Annotated in this window: 15 protein-coding genes; 9 read left to right on the plus strand and 6 right to left on the minus strand. The window is 65.4% G+C overall.

Features of this window, described 5'->3' with window-relative positions:
* Nucleotides 1–303 precede the first annotated feature (303 nt).
* Complete coding sequence (locus tag ACMGFG_RS23350; RefSeq protein WP_436932692.1) at nt 304–651, minus strand: DUF8013 domain-containing protein; 348 nt, start codon at nt 649–651, stop codon at nt 304–306.
* A 359-nt stretch (nt 652–1,010) separates the two neighbouring features.
* On the opposite strand from ACMGFG_RS23350, the gene ACMGFG_RS23355 reads away from it, so the two are divergent.
* Both ACMGFG_RS23355 and ACMGFG_RS23360 read left to right on the plus strand, forming a co-directional pair.
* Complete coding sequence (locus ACMGFG_RS23355) at nt 1,011–1,631, plus strand: helix-turn-helix domain-containing protein (protein WP_436932693.1); 621 nt, start codon at nt 1,011–1,013, stop codon at nt 1,629–1,631.
* 19 nt (nt 1,632–1,650) lie between these two features.
* The gene (locus ACMGFG_RS23360) at nt 1,651–2,211 is read left to right on the plus strand and encodes a PIN domain-containing protein (RefSeq protein WP_436932694.1); all 561 of its coding nucleotides are present in this window, start codon (nt 1,651–1,653) and stop codon (nt 2,209–2,211) included.
* 239 nt (nt 2,212–2,450) lie between these two features.
* On the opposite strand, the gene ACMGFG_RS23365 is transcribed toward ACMGFG_RS23360, so the two are convergent.
* Nucleotides 2,451–3,257: a DNA-binding protein gene (locus ACMGFG_RS23365; RefSeq protein WP_436932695.1), complete on the minus strand. Its 807-nt coding sequence runs from the start codon at nt 3,255–3,257 to the stop codon at nt 2,451–2,453.
* Between the two features lie 766 nt (nt 3,258–4,023).
* Nucleotides 4,024–4,248 (minus strand): hypothetical protein, encoded by a 225-nt coding sequence (locus ACMGFG_RS23370; RefSeq protein ID WP_436932696.1) that lies wholly within the window; start codon nt 4,246–4,248, stop codon nt 4,024–4,026.
* A 1,059-nt stretch (nt 4,249–5,307) separates the two neighbouring features.
* Between ACMGFG_RS23370 and ACMGFG_RS23375 the strand changes: the two genes are divergently transcribed.
* Both ACMGFG_RS23375 and ACMGFG_RS23380 read left to right on the plus strand, forming a co-directional pair.
* Entirely contained in the window at nt 5,308–5,664 is a 357-nt protein-coding gene (locus tag ACMGFG_RS23375; protein ID WP_436932697.1) for a MarR family transcriptional regulator, read from the plus strand.
* Nucleotide 5,665: 1 nt separating this feature from the next.
* Nucleotides 5,666–5,995 (plus strand): type II toxin-antitoxin system PemK/MazF family toxin, encoded by a 330-nt coding sequence (locus ACMGFG_RS23380; RefSeq protein WP_436932698.1) that lies wholly within the window; start codon nt 5,666–5,668, stop codon nt 5,993–5,995.
* Between the two features lie 742 nt (nt 5,996–6,737).
* On the opposite strand, the gene ACMGFG_RS23385 is transcribed toward ACMGFG_RS23380, so the two are convergent.
* Nucleotides 6,738–8,003, minus strand: a complete 1,266-nt coding sequence (locus tag ACMGFG_RS23385) for a lamin tail domain-containing protein (RefSeq protein WP_436932699.1) — start codon at nt 8,001–8,003, stop codon at nt 6,738–6,740.
* A 199-nt stretch (nt 8,004–8,202) separates the two neighbouring features.
* On the opposite strand from ACMGFG_RS23385, the gene ACMGFG_RS23390 reads away from it, so the two are divergent.
* The 3 genes from ACMGFG_RS23390 (at nt 8,203) to ACMGFG_RS23400 (ending at nt 9,844) form a co-directional block, all read left to right on the plus strand.
* Complete coding sequence (locus ACMGFG_RS23390) at nt 8,203–8,493, plus strand: hypothetical protein (RefSeq protein ID WP_436932700.1); 291 nt, start codon at nt 8,203–8,205, stop codon at nt 8,491–8,493.
* Nucleotides 8,494–9,006, plus strand: coding sequence for a PIN domain-containing protein (locus ACMGFG_RS23395; RefSeq protein WP_436932701.1), 513 nt, complete (start codon nt 8,494–8,496; stop codon nt 9,004–9,006).
* 160 nt (nt 9,007–9,166) lie between these two features.
* The gene (locus ACMGFG_RS23400) at nt 9,167–9,844 is read left to right on the plus strand and encodes a class I SAM-dependent methyltransferase (protein WP_436932702.1); all 678 of its coding nucleotides are present in this window, start codon (nt 9,167–9,169) and stop codon (nt 9,842–9,844) included.
* 454 nt (nt 9,845–10,298) lie between these two features.
* Here the strand turns inward: ACMGFG_RS23400 and ACMGFG_RS23405 are convergent, their stop codons facing one another.
* The gene (locus ACMGFG_RS23405) at nt 10,299–10,574 is read right to left on the minus strand and encodes a HalOD1 output domain-containing protein (protein WP_436932703.1); all 276 of its coding nucleotides are present in this window, start codon (nt 10,572–10,574) and stop codon (nt 10,299–10,301) included.
* Nucleotides 10,575–10,869: 295 nt separating this feature from the next.
* On the opposite strand from ACMGFG_RS23405, the gene ACMGFG_RS23410 reads away from it, so the two are divergent.
* A complete protein-coding gene (locus ACMGFG_RS23410; RefSeq protein WP_436932704.1) occupies nt 10,870–11,019 on the plus strand; it encodes a DUF7837 family putative zinc-binding protein in 150 nt (49 codons plus the stop codon).
* Between the two features lie 47 nt (nt 11,020–11,066).
* On the opposite strand, the gene ACMGFG_RS23415 is transcribed toward ACMGFG_RS23410, so the two are convergent.
* Nucleotides 11,067–13,187: a PAS domain-containing protein gene (locus tag ACMGFG_RS23415; protein WP_436932705.1), complete on the minus strand. Its 2,121-nt coding sequence runs from the start codon at nt 13,185–13,187 to the stop codon at nt 11,067–11,069.
* A 321-nt stretch (nt 13,188–13,508) separates the two neighbouring features.
* On the opposite strand from ACMGFG_RS23415, the gene ACMGFG_RS23420 reads away from it, so the two are divergent.
* Nucleotides 13,509–17,291 carry an ATP-binding protein gene (locus tag ACMGFG_RS23420; RefSeq protein WP_436932706.1) on the plus strand — a complete coding sequence of 1,261 codons (3,783 nt, stop codon included), beginning with the start codon at nt 13,509–13,511 and terminating at the stop codon, nt 17,289–17,291.
* Nucleotides 17,292–18,725: the final 1,434 nt, after the last annotated feature.

Here is an 18,725-nt window from a genome sequence, read left to right on the forward strand (position 1 = left end):
CACTATGTGGTAGTTGAGGTTGTAGGTCGCGTGCCGTGTGGTCTTCATCCGTATTGCACACTATGATTCGTCGAAGTCTTAATACCTCCGTTGGAGCGTGGGAAATCCAGGAATGGCGACGCTCGTGGATTGACGCACTATGCCTATCGCTTGACCTCCGCCTGAAGACGGAGGTATGCGCTATCGGTCTGTATCACGAGCCCGCGTTGGGGCTCAGTCACTCCTGCCCCCGATAGAATACCGGGAGCGCGATCGTCCTGCTCAGCCTGGGACGCATCGTTCGAGGCAACGTCGCTCGCTACGCTACTGAAGGGCCGATTTGGTCTCGGCGAAGCCGACGGCCACGAGATACTCGAGAAACGCGTGGAACCGTTCCGGGTCAGTTGACGCGTCGGTCGCGAGGTGACGAGTCCACTCGATCGCCCACTGGAAGGCGGGATCGGCGCCGCCCTGCCCGTGGATGTACCACCACCGCGCCGCCTTCAGGACGACGAGTGGATTGGTCGGTGGCGATTCGTTCGCGAGCGCGAGCGTCAGTGATTCGATCTCCACCGGGACATCGTCCGGGGTGATCGGCTCCGAATCGGTCATCGTGATGTCGACTGGGATCGGATCGATCGATACGTCGGTCGCGTCGTCGTGTGAACTCACGGTGATCAGTTGCTCCCGAGGACGCGACGCGCCCTCACCCCTCACAGGGTGCGACAAACCTACCGAGCGAGAATTCAGTCGAGAGCACCGTAGCTTGGGCACGGAAACCGGATACCGACGGTCGTGGCTGCGCGCGCAGCGACGGTAGGACGCGAGCACGGAGCGGAGGGTGGGGCGGTCGGGTTGGGTTGATCCGGCGTCGAGACCACAGTCAAGACCGATGGGCGCCTGTTCTATCCCACAATCCTTGTGTAGCCAGATGGCTCCCTGTCTGGCCTCACGGACCTACTCGGTGGTGTCTCGAACACCGGCAACTGAGAACAACACTTTTGGTTTCGAGTTTCGTAACAGTATACAACATGAGCTACGACACTGAACACGTCCGGACCGGGGGCGACAGTCCGGACACGATTACCGGGATCCCCACGTTCACGGACTTGCTCTCGAACACCGACCTTGCGTCGCTCTACTCGACGATTCGCAACTCCGGGGCCGCAACTGGTCCTGAACTCGTGGAGACGGTGACTGTGTCGAAAAAGACGGTGTACGAGTACCTCCGCAAGTTAGAGCACGCTGGACTGCTCACCGAAGTCGAGTCACACACCGGCCCAACCGAGTATGAGGCGGCAGACTTCGAACTGTCGCTCACGGTTCGCGATGTCGAGGTTTCGATCACACCCGAGATCGTCGCGGTCATCGCACGCAGTGACGATTTCCCCGTCATCGACCGCGTGCTCGACGACCACGGGATCGTGACCTTTGCGCTTGCGTTCGACCTCGCGACAGCGCATCGTGATGGGGAGATCACGACACGGCAACTTGCGAGCCTCACGGGGCTGTCGTCCGGGACCGCCTACGACCTTCTCGAAGCACTGTACGAGATCCGGGAGTTCGAGAGCGACACTCCCCCAACGACGTATTCGCCGGCGGATTTCGATGACGAAGCCGGCGAGCTGCAGGCCGAGCTGACCGACGAGTAGCAGGGGGAGTTGCCGACGTATGTACACGGCGAACATCGCGGATACCGTTATGTTTCGGAATTTGGGGAAGCATCCGAGTCCACATCTCAAATCGCTCAAACGCGCCGTCGAATCGGCCGACACAGAAATCTGGGTGCCAGCAGCCATCTACCGTGAACTGGCGGACTTTGGCGGAGGGGACGAGCCAACGAACCCCTATCTCGACCACGCGATCGAGGAGGGGTGGCTTCGCGTCGCAACCCCACTGCCAGCCGTTCGAAGCGATAGCTTCGACGCCGTCGACGACCCAGTCGAGACTGCCCAGCACCTCGCAGACGTGCTCCTCAACCGGGAGAGCAAGTATCCGGTGACGAACAACTGGCGGGATGCATCGATCGTGGCACTGGCTGTCCGGTTGTTCGAACGCAACGCTCGAATCCGCGTGATCACGCATACGGCAGATGAGCCGCTGGCAGCGGCCTGTGCCCGCATCCCGCCGGAGTTTGGCTACTACGAAATCGAGTCCCGGTACTACAACCCACCACAGACAGCAAAACAAGAATTTCCAACGGCCGACGCGCTGACGTGGGACGGTCAGTAATCTGACGATGGCGTGGCCAAGGCGAACGCCCAATTCGCAGTCCACATCTCACGACTTGATCGGGAAGGGGCCTATCGGAGCCACCGTTCAATGCGTCTGTCCACCCTCAGTACTGGGAATCCTGTGGAAACGGTCGTGGCTGCGCGCGCAGCGACGGCAGGACGCGAGCACGGAGCGGAGGGTGGGGCGGCGGGGTTGGGCTGGTCCGGCGCCAAAGAAAAAACGAGAGTGGGTGCGCCCTACTCGTCCCACCACCGCCCGCGTTCCGGGAATTCGATCTGTGACCAGCCCGTGACGGCTACTGACACGCGGCCCTCGTACCAGCTCTTCTCGACTGCGCGCAACCTGACGTGGTCACCTTCCTGGACGAGCTTCGGGTCCGATTTCACCCAACTGGTGAACTTCGTTCGCCCTGTGTCGTCTTCGATCAATCCGACCTGGCACACTGCCGGGCTCGCCGCATCCCACAGTTGCACCACCTCGCCTTCGATGTCGACGGTCGACCGTGGGACCTCCTCGAGCGTCCCGATCGGGACTGGCACCCCAGGTGAGGCGTGCAACTCCTCTTTGACCAGCAACGCCGCGTTCAGCATGTCAACGCCTTCGGCGACCTTCTTGGCGAGTCGATACGCTGCCCCTGCCCTGGACCGTTCGTCCAACTCCTCGGCTATCTGCGCTGCGCGCTCGTTGACTTCCGCTAATTGCTCCTGGCTCAACTTGGTCCGTGGATCGTCGGGCTGTTCTTCCTGGGCGTAGCGCGTCTGTGACCTGACCACCTCGCGCGTCCGTGCTTCTCTGTCCGAGGACTGCCGTCTGTCCAGCCGCTGGCGGGTGCGTCGAATCTCGGCCTCTCGGGCTCGGAACTTCTCCTCGCCTTCCAGCGTCATGCCCTCGGGCCTGGCCTCCGGATGATTCGTATCGACCTTGCCCTGTTTCTCCTGCTCGACCGACCGCCGCAACTCCGGCTGTTCGTCGGCCGCCTCGACATCCTGTTCATCCGCCTGTGCGTCCGAAACTTTACTACCGAATCGCGTGCTACTGTTCATTGGAGTTCAACTCCGAAGGCGCTCACGGCGCCGCCACCGCGATGTTCAAGCATCGCGGTTTTCCGACGACCACGTCCGACACAGACTCATCTGCGCGCGCTCGCTCGCGCCTTCGCTCGCGCCCTTCGGGCGCGACGAGCGCGCGCTGTCGAGGACTCCACAACCAGCACCGCGCGCCGACCCGCCCGGAGCGCGCGGCCAGCACATTCCCCGTTTCGCCCGCGACGCAACCACGTCCGTCGCGGGTCGAAGAGTCCCGGAAGCCGCCGGAAGTCCGGGACCGAAACGGGTGAAGTGCTGGCTCGCGATATGCAGCGCGAGCGCGCTCCGGGCGGTACGCGGCGAGCGGGGCGGGCCGTCACCACACACCGAACGGGGAGCCGCTACAGCGCCCGAACAGCTGCCCCGGAGGTGCCCTCCGAAACCGTGCTCCGGCGAGGATCCCGGTCCGATGGAGACGTGTGAGCCAGACGGCTGTCCAGGATTCCACGAGCGACACGGAGGCTCGTGAGCGGTATCGAATCGAGACGGACGGTTGGCCGACGATGACCGGCGCGGAGATCAGCTGCAACGTGCACGCGGAGCCACAGCAACGAGGCACGCCCACCGGTTCCGGCACGATCCGGCCACAGTGCCCATCCAACCCCAACCACACTCCCCCACCGTTGGAACTGCGGGCAACCGTGCGAGGAGCGACCTTGTTGCTCGGGCGACAGCCGCCGAGCGCGACAGTCGATGGTCGGTCGGCCGCGCTCCCGACCGACCGTCAGTAGTACGTCGGGTCGGCGGCGGGCGGCAGGAACTGCTCGGTGTCGAAGTACTGCCGTTCGAGCCGTCGTTCGCAGTACGCTCGGACGGCCTCGTCCGGGTCGTCGTCGTGCGCGCGGGCCATCGCCCGGAGCTCGGCGATCCGAACCCGCTCGCGGTGTGACGGGCGCAGGGCGGTTACCAACTGTTCGACTGTGTGTTCGGTGAGTGGCTGTGGCTCCATCGTGGCGCACCTCCGCCGCGGCGCCGCGGCGGCAGTGCCGATTCGGCCGCGGCGCCGCGGTGGAACGCCAGCCACCCATCCAGCACCGCGCGCCGACCCGCCCGGAGCGCGCGGCCAGCGGAGTCCCCGTTTCGCCCGCGACCGCAACCACGTCCGTCGCGGGGCGGAGCGTCCCGGAAGCCGCCGGAAGTCCGGGACCGAAACGGGAGACCCGCTGGCGCGAGGGCACATGCACTTTAGCCCGGTACGGGCGCTCGCGGTGCGGAGAGCGCCCGCACGCCCGGAATGGTCAGTCGCGAGCGCGCTCCGGGAGGAAGCGGCGAGCGGGGCGGGCCGTCACGACACACCGGCCAGCCGACGACAAAAGCCGTGGCGCCACCCACCACCCTGGTGGACTGAACGGGCGAGGCGCGCTCGCGCTCGTGTAGTCGCCTGCGCGGGCCACTATCCGCGTGGGCGGTGCCGAGAGCGCGGATATCCCGCGCAGCGACCGCGAGCGCGCCGAGGGCGTTCAAGGGGTGGTGTCGGCTCAGGGATTCACTGTGAGGGAGTCTAAGAATTAGTCACAGGATGGTTGGTTTCATTGTCGAACTGGCTGAAAACGCTAAAAAGTAGCTTTGCAAACCCACTTTTTGCGACGGAGAGCTCCTCGCTCGGCCTTCGGCCTCGCTGCGGGGATCCTCCGTCGCAAAAACTTGGGGAAAAAGGCCGGACGACGCGCTCGCTCCGCTCGCTTGCGTCCGGTGAACCGCCTCGCTCACTGCGTTCGCTCGACGGATGCTCGCATGCTAAGTCCATCACCTGCGCTGAGCGATTGCTGGAAGATTATTTTACCGGTGAAAGACTGAATCAACCGCTCACTGTACCTGCATACTGCGAGTCTGCCAGTTTCAGATGATGTTCAGAGTGCCATGTGGGTTGCAGAGCGCGTATTCATCACTGGTTGTTCAGCGAGAACACAGGATAGAGAGCGGTCGATAAAGATCTTGATCACGAGCATATTTCGACGGCAACAACTTTATGACGTTCTCAGACAGATACTGACATAGACAGACATCAATGCCAATCAGAATCGATTCCAGCGGAGGGGACACGCCGCCCGTTAGACCGGGCACAAACGCCCACGAACTGCTCACGGTGTTGCTCGACCATCCCGACATGGGGTTCAGCCCGAAGGAACTGACAGAACTGACCGACGTTCCGCATTCCAGCGTCCACAAGACCCTCTCCCGACTCCAAGAGAAGGACCTCGTTCGGAAGGTCGATTCTTACTGGGCGGTTGCCGAGGACATCGCAGCCTCGGAGATTGCGAACGCAGTGAGCCTCCAGCAGATCGAGGCCGAGTATGGCGACGACGCATACGGCGACGATGACGAGTGGGCCGACGACGCGCCGGAACTAGGAGAGAACGCGTAGGATGGCCTACGCACAAGGCAGTATCGTCCTCGCGCCAGCAACGTTCAAAAGCGGAGTCCGGCCGTATCTCGTCGTCTCGAACCGGAACCGGCCGTTCTTCGGCGATCGGTATACGGTTGCGGTCATCACGTCGACCGAGCGGGAGATAGCAGTTGAACTGACGGCCGATTCGCTCACCGAAGGCGAACTGAAGACGTATCCGAGTTACGTGAGTCCGTGGTCGCTGCACGTCTTTCCTCACCAAGAGATCACCAAGCGTGTGGCGCAGGCCGACGACTCAACCATGACTATGGTCGCAGACAGTATACACGAACTGACTCGGGTACTGTGATAAATCGATTCTCTATATTATACGCTGAACAGGCGCAATACCACGGCGTTTACGCCGTGGATACGCGCCGTCAACTTGGGAGAGAACCCACGTTCGACAGCACTCTGAGTTTCGGGATACCGACGTTTAAGTGACAGGCACCCCTCTCAACAGATAGGAATCGGTCGGAACGGAGCGGATTCCGAATCGTCCTTCGGAGGCGGCCTGTCCGCCCACCTAACGAGGTCGTTCGAAAATCGCAGATTTTCGTGATCACGAGAGACGGAGTCTCTCGGACGACAGTATCCGAAAGAACAGTCGGTGAACGCCACATCCTCGAAGGGTGTGCCAACGTGCCGACTGCTCAAAGCAAACCAGACGATACCCCCAACTCCGCTGACGCCTGCTGGCGTCCCCGTGGCCAAAACAACACTGGGACGCGAAACACGGTTGAGGAGAGGGGTAACGGCGGCTTGGCACCGCTAGCAGTCCACCACATCGATGCCGTGGGACTACCCGCGCCCGAAAGGTGTGGTAGTCCGGTGACTGGACTGCAGACCTGAAACTCCCACCGCTCGGGATTCCTCCGCGTTTACGCGGAGGAGGATGTCAATCACGGCCCATCTGCCACCTGGTGGATAAGTTACGATCTCCTGCGCTAAGTCGTTCACCTATACTGAGCAGCTAGGATAGTGAACCGTAGGTACGGGAATCGTTGAATCGCGCCTCCGGGGCTCCAAAAGTGAACTCGCAACAGCAGTCCTCAGTACGACAACTCGTCGACGACCGCCCCGTCGGCCGTCCGGACCGTCGCCGTGTCGCCGCCGTCGTTCCAGATCTCCATCTCGTAGCCCATGTACAGGTCGTCGCTGTCGTCGGTGCCGCTCCCCGTGTGGACGTACACCGACTCACCGGCCCCGAGTGTGAACCCATCAGGGAAGGCGAACTCGTGGTTCGCCGCGTCGCTGAGCGTGTACCCCGACAGGTCGATCGGCCCGTTGCCCGTGTTGGTGAGTTTTACCCGTTCAGCGTTCAGCGAGTCGACCTCCGCGTTGACCCACTCGATGGTCACCTCACCGGGTGCCCCGCTGGCATCCCCGTACTGGTATTCGTCGACGACGGTCCCGTTCGCAGCCGTCAGCGTGGCCGTGTCGCCGTCGTCGTTCCAGATCTCCATCTCGTAGCCCATGTACCGGTCATCGGCGTCGTCCGTGCCACTGCCCGTGTGGACGTACACCGCGTCGCCGGCGCCGAGGGTCAGCCCCGAGAACGTGTGGCTGTGGCCAGCCGCGTCCGACAGCGTCACGCCGTCGAGGGTGACCGAACTGCTACCGGTGGTTTCGATCTTCACTCGCTCGTCGTTCAGCGAGTCGCCCTCCGCATTGACCCACGCGATCGAGAGGGCGCTCGCGTCCCCGCTCGACTCGTTGTCGCTGGAGTCGTCACCCGAACCGCCATCGTCGGGCGTCCGACAGTCCCAGACGTTGCGCTCCGCGGCCTGGGCTGCCGACTCCGCGTTGTAGAACGACTCGCTCTCCGAAAAGGTGCTGTCGTAGACGCGTGCGTGGCCGGTCTCAACCAGGTCGTAGTTGAAGTTCGACCCGTTGACCTGCACGTACGCCAGCAGGCGGCCGTAGTAGCCCCGACGGTCCGCCTGGTTGTCGAACTGCAGCGTGACCGTCCGGCCGGCCAGCCGGTCGGTCGCGTAGGCACTCGCGTTTTCGCCGGCCGCTTCCAGGCACTCCCGACTGGCCTGGGTGTCGGGCACGCCCTCGAACTCGCCGGGCGAGACCGACCCGTACGTCTCCGGCGTGTCGACACCCAGGAGCCGCACCGTGTCGGTCGACCCGTTCTGGTACTCGATGTCGACCGTGTCGCCGTCGACGACGTTCGTGACCGTCACCGTGGTTTCACTGACTGCTGTCGTCGCGTCGGCCGACGGGGCCGTGAGTGCTCCGACCGACCCCGTTGCCGCGGTTGCGACCATCGCTACGACCATGACCGCTGTGAGGAGCTTGCGTCCAACCACACCGTCCGATCCGGACGCACGTACCATCAAGTTGTGTAATACCTATAGGTTGTTGTATATACATATCCTAGAATGATTTAGAGCACGAGCTGCCGCGAGCGGTCGCCCGAGCGGGCACGCGAACAAGCGGTCCCCGGGACAGCCACGGCCACAGCGCAATGCACGAAAGACTGTTTGCATTGCATGCATAGCATACAGTATGGGAACGATATCGGCACGGGTCCCCGACGAATTGGAGGCGGAGCTCGAAGCCTACCTCGACGAAGAGAATCTCGACCGGAGCACGGCCGTCCGGAAACTGCTCACCGAGGGGCTCGACGAGTGGCGCCGCGAGCGAGCCCTCGACCAGCTGGAGGCAGGCCGGCTCACGCTCAGTGCCGCCGCCGACCAGGCGGACGTGTCCGTTTGGGAACTCGCCCAGCTCGCCGACGAGCGCGATATCACGTGGGTCGACGACGACCACCTCGACGACGACCTCCAGGCACTGTGAATGTTCGTCTTCGACGCGACGCCGCTCATCTACCTCGCGAAAGCCGACGCGCTCGACATCGTCGACGATCACGACGAACGGTGTATCGTTCCAGCGCCGGTCCACGAGGAGGTCGTCGACGAGGGTATCGAGGCGGGATATCCGGATGCACGCCGTGTCGAGGCTGCGATCGACGCCGACACGTTCGAGGTCGTCACCGTCGCGGAGACGCCGCTCCGGGCCAGACTCGAGGAGAATCCGAACCTGAGCGATGCGGATGCCGCGGTCCTGGCCTGTGCCGCAGCCCGGGACGGCGTTGCCGTCATGGACGAGACCGCTGGGCGTGATGCCGCGTCGGTCGAGGGGATTCCGACCCGGGGGACGGCCTATCTCGTCCTGTCGCAGGTGAGCGACGGCCCGCTCACCGCCGAGAAGGGCCGAGCCGTGGTCGACGCGATGGTCGACGCGGGCTGGTACTGTTCGACGGACATGTACGCGAAGATCCGGGACAAACTCGACTCGCTGACCGACTGACAACCCGACCGACCCACCAGCCCATCCGCCAAGCGAAACGGAAAAGCGAGGTCTGTGAAAACTGTGCTCTTGTCCGATCCCGACGCATGAGACACTCCATGGCCGTTCGACTGACCGCCCTTACGACGGAAGCCACCCAAACAGATCCCCAGGGAGACCCGTGACGGACCCGTCGACCGACCGGACTGCGGTCAAGGACCTCGTCCGCCAGCACTGGAACGGGCGGGCCGACACCTTCGACGACGAACCCCACCACGGGATCCACACCGACGCCCAGCGCGACCGCTGGCTCGCGGTCCTCCGCGAGTGGGTCGGTGCGGACCCGGGTCGGGCCCTCGACGTGGGCTGTGGCACCGGGGTGGTCGCCCTGTTGCTCGCCGACCTCGGGCACGAGGTCGTCGGCGTCGACGCGGCGCCGGCGATGCTCGCCCAGGCCCGGGCGAAATCCCGTGGGACTGACCGGTCGCTTGCGGTCCTGCAGGGAGATGCGGAGTCGTTGCCGCTGGCCGACGACAGCGTCGAGTTAGTCACTGCCCGTCACCTCGTCTGGACGCTCCCGAATCCCCGGGCTGCGCTCCGTGAGTGGCAGCGCGTCCTCGAACCGGGTGGCCGACTGCTGCTCATCGAGGGGTGCTGGGACCACCCCGAACCGTGGGCCGAATACGAACAGGTCCACGACGAACTGCCGCTGTACGACGGGCGCCCGCCCGAGGCGCTACGCGACATCCTCCACGACGAAGGCGTGCGTGCAATCGCGACCGAGTCGCTGATGGACCCAGTGCTCTGGGGGCGCGACCCACGCCACGAGTACTACCTCATGACCGGGACGCTATCGTAGGATCACGCAGCAGCCGAGCCGGATACCGAACTGCCGGAGTCAGCACGGTCGCAATCGGTCAGGAATCTTCGAATCCACGCCCGGAAACCCACACCGGCTCGGCCCGACAGCGGTGGGCACGTGGGTGCGCCGCCAGACTGCGGGCAGGGGCCGAGCCGGGTGGGCACACACCCGAAGGGGTCGGCCCGGGAGCTCGGGGTGACACCGTTCGGGGTTGGGAGCCGTGAACGATGCGCTGGCAGCAGGGGCAGTGAGCTTCCGGTCACCCACCCACGCCGGGTGTACCTGTGTGTATGTGACACACTAGCATGAGCGTTACGGACGGCACGCGCGATACCGACGGGACCGACGCGGAGAACCGCCTGTCGCATCCCGTCGGCTGGCCGACCGCATCGGTGACCACGCGGTCGTGACCGACCGATGGCCCACACCGACCGACGGTCGCCCCGACCGCTCAGGCGAGCGCGACCACGAGTTCGCTGTCGTCGATCCGGATCCGATACTGCTCGAACCGGAACGACACGGTCGAGGCCGGATTCTTCCTGATCAGCCGGTCCAGCGCGTCGGCGTCGACGTGGTCGTGGAGCGTCGTCCCGAGTGACGCCGACACGGTCTCGAGTCGCTCGTTTTTGATATCGGCCAGCGCCGCGAGAACGGCGATGCTCGGCCGCGTTGCTGTACTGTCGTAGTGGCGGTGGACGCTGACGCCCGCATCCTCGAACCCAGCCATCCCACGAGGGCGGAGGCCGACCACCCAATAAAAACTATGTGATGGTTTTCGGGGATTCGAAACCGCTGTTCGGCGGATTCGGAGCGCGTTCGGGATAGTTGTGTGTCTTATGTAACGAACGAACCGACAGATGGCGATAACTGTTACATAAGACTGGCTCGCCACGAAGCTCGACCGACGCCGCAATTTCACTTTCGCCCCGGTCAGCGGACCGTTAAGTGCTGTGCGACCGAGCGATCGAACAGAGGATGCGGTCCTCGCGGATGGCACACGCATCCGTTCCCCGTTGAGACACATGCACCAGCACTCGGACGCGCTCGGAGCCTGCCCCGAATGCGGCGCGACCCTCCACCAGCGGGATGTCCTCGTCGAGTACGAGGCCGACGCGACGACCCGCTACTACGCCGAGTGTCCCGCCTGCCTGACGGTCGTCCACCCTGACTAGCACACTGCTGACGAACGGTGAGTCCTTGCCGGGGTGGCCGTCGCCCGCTACGCCGCCGGGAACGACAGCACGACCGCGGTCCCGCCGAGCGAACTCTCCTCGAACGTGAGCGTCCCGCCGGCACTGCTGGTGATCCACGCGACGAGCCACAGGCCGATGCCGGTGCCGTGAGCGAGCGGTGTTTCCGCGTCCGACTGGACGGCCTCGCGTTCGTGGCCGGGGATCCCAGGCCCGTCGTCGGCGACCCGGATCCGGACGTGGTCGTCGCCACGGGTCACCGCGACCCGGATCGTCGGGTCCTCTATGTGACTCCGGGCGTTGTCTACGAGTTCGGTCACCGCGTGCTGGACGTGGCCCGTCGCCGTCACCACCGCCGTGTCGGGCAGGTCGACCGAGAGATCGATCCCCGCCGTCTCGGCCGTTTCGAGTGCCGCCTCGACCACCCGACAGAGGTCGATCGGCTGGCGCTCGGTGTCCCGGTCGCGAAGCAACCGCTCGGCCAGGCGGGCGTGCTCGCTGGTCGACTCCAGGGCCGCCGCCGCCCGGTCGACGGTATCGAGTGCGGCCGACAGCTCGGGGTCGGTGACGTGATCGGCGACCTGCTCTGCCCGGCCGCGAATGACCGTCGTCCGGTTGCGAACGTTGTGGCGCAGCACCCGCGACAGCACCGACAGCCGCTGTTCGCGCAGCCGTTTCGACGAGATATCGCGACCGATCCCGACGAGACCGGTCACGGTCCCGTCGGCGTCGCGCAGCGGACTGCCGCTGAACTCGTGGGGGATCGCCTCACCCTGCTTGGTCAGCAGCGCCGACTCGATGGTGACGGGCTCGTGGTCGTGCAGGACGGCAGCGATCGCGGCGCCGACCCGGTCGTGGTCCGTCTCCGGGATCACCGCCAGCGCGTCCATCCCGTCGAGTTCGGCGTCGCTGTAGCCGGTCACCGCGTTCAATTCGTCGTTCCATCGCTTGAACGTCCCGTCGTCCCCGAGCACGTAGAAGGCGTCCGGGAGTGCGTCGATGATGCTCTCGACGAACCGCCGCTCGCTCTGGAGTTCGTCTCGCCGGCGCACCTGGTCGGAGATGTCCCGGACGACACACACCAGCCCGCCGTCGTCGAGCTGGGTCAGCGAAATATCCTGGGGGAAGGTCGACCCGTCGGCACGCCGACCGGTCAGCTCGCCGCGCCACTGCCCCTCGTCGGCGACGGTCGGGAGTACGTCGGCTTCGAGCCGCGCCACTTCTGCGTCCTCGTACAGCGTCCGCCAGTGTTCGGCCTCCAGCGCCGCCGGATCGTCGTAGCCGTAGATAGCCGCGTGTGCCGCGTTGACATACTCGTATCGGCCGTCCGCGTCGAGCAGCGCGATCCCGTCCATCGAGGCTTCGACCGCCGTCGCGAGTCGGTCGAGCTGTGCCTCACGCGCCTGCTGGTCGCGCATGTCCCGAATGATGGCGCTGAACAGCCGCCCGTCGTCGGTCACTGTCTCGCCGAAGGAGATCCCGAGCGGGATCTCGGTGCCGTCGCGGTGGCGCCCCGGGAGTTCGATCCACGACCAGTCCAGCGAGCGCTCGCCACTCGCGAGATACGTCGCGACGCCCTCGTGGTGGGCGTCGTGGAACCGCTCTGGCATGATCGTCGTCAGCGACTGCCCTTCCAGTTCCGCTGGCGGATAGCCGAAGATGTCCTCGGTCGCTGGGCTGGCGAACTGGATGCGACTCCGGTCGTCGATCGTCATAACCGCGAACGAGTCGTTGTTGGTGAGCGCCGCGAACTGTGCCGGGATCGCCTGCTGGGACTGGGGCGGTTCCGAACCCCGAAGGGTCGTCTCGATGCGGTGGGCCAATACCGCGTACCGGTCGGACCCGGCTGCGGTGACGACGTCGGTGGCGCCCGCTGTCAGCGCCGCGTCCGCGGACGCTGTCGGATCGACGAAGGCGACGACGGGGACATCGCGGGCTGCCACCCGCTCGACCGCGTCGACGCTCAACGCTCCCGCCTCGACTACGGCGACGACACAGGCGATGGATCCGACTGGTCGGTCGGCGACCGCCGCGACCGACGACACTGTCTCGATGGAATACTGGTCGAGTTCGGCCGCCAGTCGCTCCGCGACCGGTTCCTGCTGCGCGCCGACACAGACGACATCGGCGGTCGGGCCCGTCGGAGCCACACTGGCCGGTATTGATCAACTTCCCAAAAAAATCCCGTGCCGAATGAAAGGCGTCTTCAGGTAACGATCCCCCAGTACCGCCCCCGCCTGGCGGACTGGTAGGGGAAAGCGCGCTCGCGCCGACAGTCGTCCGTGCGGGCTCTATCCGCGCGAGCAGTGCCGCGCGGATATCCTGCCGCAGGCGACCGCGAGCACACCGAGGGGCTTCCATCGCTGGGACCACCGACACGCATCGCCGATCACGGCACGCGCTCGATCCCACAATCTTCAATAGCAAAACACGAGCGGACCACACATACCGCGAACACGCGGAGATCATCGATGGCGAGCGATGAGGATTCCACCGACACGACCCCGCGCGACGAACCCACGCGATCAGCCCCACTCCGGGGGCCGGTCGAGGAGTCCGACGCCGCGGCCACCGACGGGCACATCGACTCCACGACCGACGACGAAGCGACCGACCCCGGTCCCCGGACTTACATCGAGATCACGCCGACCGACACGCCACTCGCCGTGCGCGCCGTCGAGCAGGCGATGGCCCAGCTCCACAGCGCGCTCGACCGCGCCGCGAGCACAGGCCTGCGCGACCGCCTGCTGGGCGACGCCACCGCCCCGAGCGTCGAGTGGCTGCTCGTCGGGGATGGGCGCGCGGACACGACTGTTCGCTGGCTCGTCGGCGTCACCGACCCCGAGGTACACGACGAGCTCGAACGCATCTGCCGGACGGCCCTCCCCGACACCTACGAACTCCGGAGGGTCACGTGGCGCCCGGCCGAGTTCACGACGCTGCTGAAGCTGACCGGCCCCAGAGAGCTGTACACGGACACGGCCGACCAACCCACGGCGGACACGCCGCCGCTGGCCGGCGTCGACATTCGCGGCCACGCTGACCGCCCTTGCGACTGGCAGACGCCGCTCACCGCGTTCGGCGACCTGGCCAGCGACCAGCCCAGCGGCGACGATACCCGCCGACTCCCGCTCACCACCCTCGTCGAGACGCTCCGGGACGCCGACGCGCCCGTCGTCTATCAGGTGCTCTGTCGCCCGTACCGGGACATCAGCCCCGACGCCGAGGAGTACGAACTCGCCCTGAAGGACGGCACCGCGACGCTCGGCGGGAAACTCCGGGAGGCTATCTTCCCGCGGCCCGTCGACGAGGAGCGCGCCTACGAACCCCCGGCCGCCGACCAGGACCGGCTCGACGGCCTCGCCGAGCGGGACACCCGCCACACGTTCCAGGTGACCGTCCGCGCCGTCGTCGGTCCCGACGACCGAGGTCGGCCGCCCGAGCGTGTCGCCGAGAGCATCACCAACGCGCTCAGCCCGATCGCGGGCGAGTTTCACGACCTCGACGCGACCGTCCACGTCGACGATCCCGGCGACCCTGGTGGGCCAGGGACTGACTGTTTCGACGCGCTCTCCGAGCGGGCTCACGACCCCGTCGCCTACGAATCCACGTCCAATCGCCTCCGGCGGTCGTTCACCAGTCCGGGGATCGTCGCCACCCCGGCCGAACTGCCCGGTCTCTGCCTGCTCGACGGGAGCGCGCTCACCCCGACCGGGCAGCGCGCCGTCGGCGTCCGCCACCGGGAACGGACGGGCATCGCGCTGCCGGAACCGGGCAAGCTCGCCCGCTACCGCCCGCCGGGGATGGCGCTGGTCCGCCCGCTCACCAGCGACCGCCAGCCCGTCGACCAGCCGCTCGTCCTGCCGCCGGACTACCAGCCCCGCCACCAGGTGGTCGTCGGCGACACCGGCTCGGGCAAGTCCGTCCTCACGATCGGCGCGATGCTCTCGAATCTCGACGCCACCGACGGCCCGGACATTCTCTTCGACTACAAGGGCGGGGGCACCGCCCGGGAGTACCTGCAGGCCCACTACGCCACCCAGGGCGACCTCGACGATGTCCTGTATTTCGACCTGACGAGCGCCCTCCCGGCGTTTTCCTTCTTCGATATCGGGCCGCTGCTGGAGGCGGGGCTGCCCCGCGAGGAGGCCCGCTCCCGGAAGACGGGCCACTACGAGGAGATCCTCCGCGGTGCGATGCCCGCCGGCCAGTACGACGACGCCACTGAATCGCCCCGCGTCATCCGCAACCACCTGCGGGCCCTGTACGACCCGGTCCACGGCGACGACGCCTTCCCGCATTCGAAACTCTACGACGCGCTGCAGCGCACCCAGGGGTCGGAGTCGCCGCCACCCGTCTCGGAGGCGACCTTCGAGTCGTACTTCGCGGGCTTGCTGGAACGCGACCGGGATGTCTTCACGAAGATCATGGGCGGGGCCATCTCACGCGTCGAGACGATCGCCACCGACGCCCGCCTCGCCCCGCTGTTCAACCACGTCCCCGAGGGTGACGACGCCCGCTTCGACTTCGGTGACATCGTCGACGCGGATACGGTCGTCATCTTCGACTTCGGCGGGATGGAGACGCGGGTCAAGCGCACCCTGACACTGGTCCTCCTCTCGAACCTCTGGACGGCGCTCAAGGCCCGCGAGGAGCGGACAGCCAGCGGGGCGGACAATCCACAGGTCAACCTCTATCTCGAGGAGGCCAAGGACGTGGCCGACACGGAACTCGTCGACACGCTGCTGGCCCAGGGCCGGAGTTTCGACCTGTCGGTCACACTCGGGGTTCAGTTCCTCGAACAGCTCGACTCGCCCGACCCCGAGAACAACACGTACCGGGAGGCCTTGAACGAGACCGCAACCTTCGTCGTCGGCAACGTCGCCGTCGACCGCCACCTGCCCGAGGTGCTCGCGACGGGCGAGATGTCGCCGAGCGCCGTCGAGCGCCGCCTCGGCGCCCTGGGCCGCGGCGAGTGGCTCGTCCGCCCGGGCGCGGGCTTCGGCGACGACCCCGTCCGCCCGCTGCTGGGGGAGTCGCTGCCGGCCCCGTCCGGCCATCCCGCCAGCGACCGCCCGCTCGAAGGCGCGGACCGCGAGGCGTTCGAAGACGCCGTCGAGGCCCTCGTCGAGCGGACGACCGCCGAGGCGGGGATCGAGCTTGGTGAACCAGGCACCGTCGACCACGACTTCGAAGCGGACGACGATTCCGTCGCGATGGACGTGCCCCACGTCGACACGCTGTTGCCGTACACGAAGCGGCTGCCCGATTGCGTGGCCTACGACGAGGCGTCCCATCTCCTCCGCTGTGACGCGTGTGAGACCCGCCACAGCACGGACAGCCGGGGGCTGATCCAGGCAGTCACCTGCTGTCACTCGCTGGCCGAGGTCGACGAGGCCGACATCCCGATCTGCGACACCGAATGCAAGCTCACCCCCAAGGAGGTCGCCGAGGCCGACTACTCGGTCCGGCAGATCCTCTTCCTGCAAGCTGTGTACAACGTCCAGCGCCGTCGCTACGAGCGCCCGGAGTTCGACATCGTCCGCGATTCGATGGTCCGCATCCAGGAGTACGTCGGTATCGACAGCGAGGCCATCGAGGAGCTCGTCGACGACGGCCTGCTCCGGAAGGACACCGACCGCCCCCACCGGCTCTACTCCGTCCGCCCGGAGGGACGGGACGTGCTCGAGGAGTCCCACAGCCACGGCGCCGCCTTCGGCCACGGCGAAGGCGACCTCGACGAGTCCACCCAGCACGTCATGGCCGTCGAACTCGCGGTCCGCTGGCTCACCCGCGAGTACGTCAACGACCCCGACTCCGACGTGGTGACGGTCCGCCCCTACTACGATCTGCAGGAGGGGTCGGTCGACGCCGCGGGCTTTTTCGGCGACGACGAGGACGCGGCCGACGCTGCCGACGACTTCGAGCGCCGTCGCCTCGACGTGGTTGGCCTCGACGACGAGGGCGAGATCGTCGTGACCGTCGAGGTCGAGCGCATCAACCACGACACCCGCCGGGCGGTCCCCGAGGACTACGACAAGATGGCCGCCTGCGACCCCGAGGAGGCCATCTGGGTCGCGATGTCCACGTCGAAGGCCCACGAGATCGTCGCCGCGCTCAACGACCCGCTCGAGGGCGACCCGCGTGTCCACAAGACCTACTCGGAGTCGACGCCGCCGAGCTCCTTCCGGATCGACCGCCCCGGATTCACCGAGTGTCGTACTCTGACCCAGCTGCGCAACGAAGTGCTCTGAGGGGTGGCTGTCTGCGTCTCCCCGCAGGGGTGCCGGACGGGACGGCTGGCCGAACTATCATTAGTCGGATAGTACGTGGTGCCGGTCGAGGGACGGATTACGACGAGTACTGTGCGGGCTCCAGTCGAGTCACGTGTCGATTCGGTGATTAGTTCGTGAGGCGTGATCGGGGCGGTTGAACCACGGGCGGTTCCGACTCGGATTCGACTTCGGGATCCGGCGGCTCTGCTCGATTCGGTGGCCGGTCTGGTGCGCGGGTGAGTGACGAACCCCCTGTCGGGATTCATATTTTGAGCCCGATAGGTTCCGGATCGTGGCTCCCGTGTCATGGCCTTCCCAGGCCGTGCCCGCGGTCCCGGTCCGGCTCGTGTGAGACTGATATATTCGTTATACTTTGGGGATGACTGGTGTCGAGACTGCCCCGTCGACGGCGTGGACTGCGACCGTGTCGACCGGGTGCTGAGCCGGGTGTAGTGCCGCGCCGCTGGTGCGTACAGGGGGTGATATATCCGGTTTTTGATGGTACACCCGTTTCATATCGGTTGTATCGGCGGGTACACCCTGGCCGAATCACCGCTACTATTGGAGTGTGTGGCCCGGGATCGCGACTAGATGGATTCGCAGGCGGAGTCCAAAATGTGACTCACCAGTGGCTATCGCTGTGGATATCGCCAGTCTCGACGATGGGTGGGTCGCATTGTCGTGGCTGTAACCCATCTAGAATCGGTCATGGCGCGGCTCGCTCAGCCCCCGCAATCGGAAATAGGGCGTGATAGCGGCCCTCTATTGCGCCCTCTGATCCGTTCCGGTTTCCGTATGTGTTCTCACTCGTATGGAATTCCCACCGGCTCAGACGTTCGATATCCACCGGTACAGCCCGACTGGCAGGCTGGCCGTGCGTCTCGCTCCCCTGAATCCGACAGGTTGTCGCGCTCGGGGCACACACTTCGATATGATAGCGGTCGGTAGAGTCGTATGATACGGCGTAAAACCACCTTCAAACTGCGATATTCGTCCGAATCAGTGGAAACCGAGGGTTGCAGTGGTAAGCCGGGTAGTACGACCGGAAAATGACCGAGATGGTGCCGTGCAAACACGGTGTGTAGTCCGAAATACAGTCGGTTCGAACAAACCTAATTAGAGTGATTAGATACCGCAGTAGTAGACAATCCATTGGGCCCGGTGAGCACGAGCTTCGAGAACGGCCGTGCGACAATTTGTATATCACTCGACTGAGAAACTCGGCATGACGAACCCTCGATCTGGAGAGGACCAATTGTCCAGAGCAACTCACAACAACCATCGAACACAGAAGAGCCCAACCGGTGGCTGACCAGCGGTGGGATCAAATTTGGAGCCGATCGCCACCATCGCCCCATTGAATCATACTAAAATTTAAACGACAGCTCGGTCGTGCTGTGGAGTGGCTGGAGA

This window comes from Halosimplex halobium, assembly GCF_051414055.1.
Lineage (GTDB): Archaea > Halobacteriota > Halobacteria > Halobacteriales > Haloarculaceae > Halosimplex > Halosimplex halobium.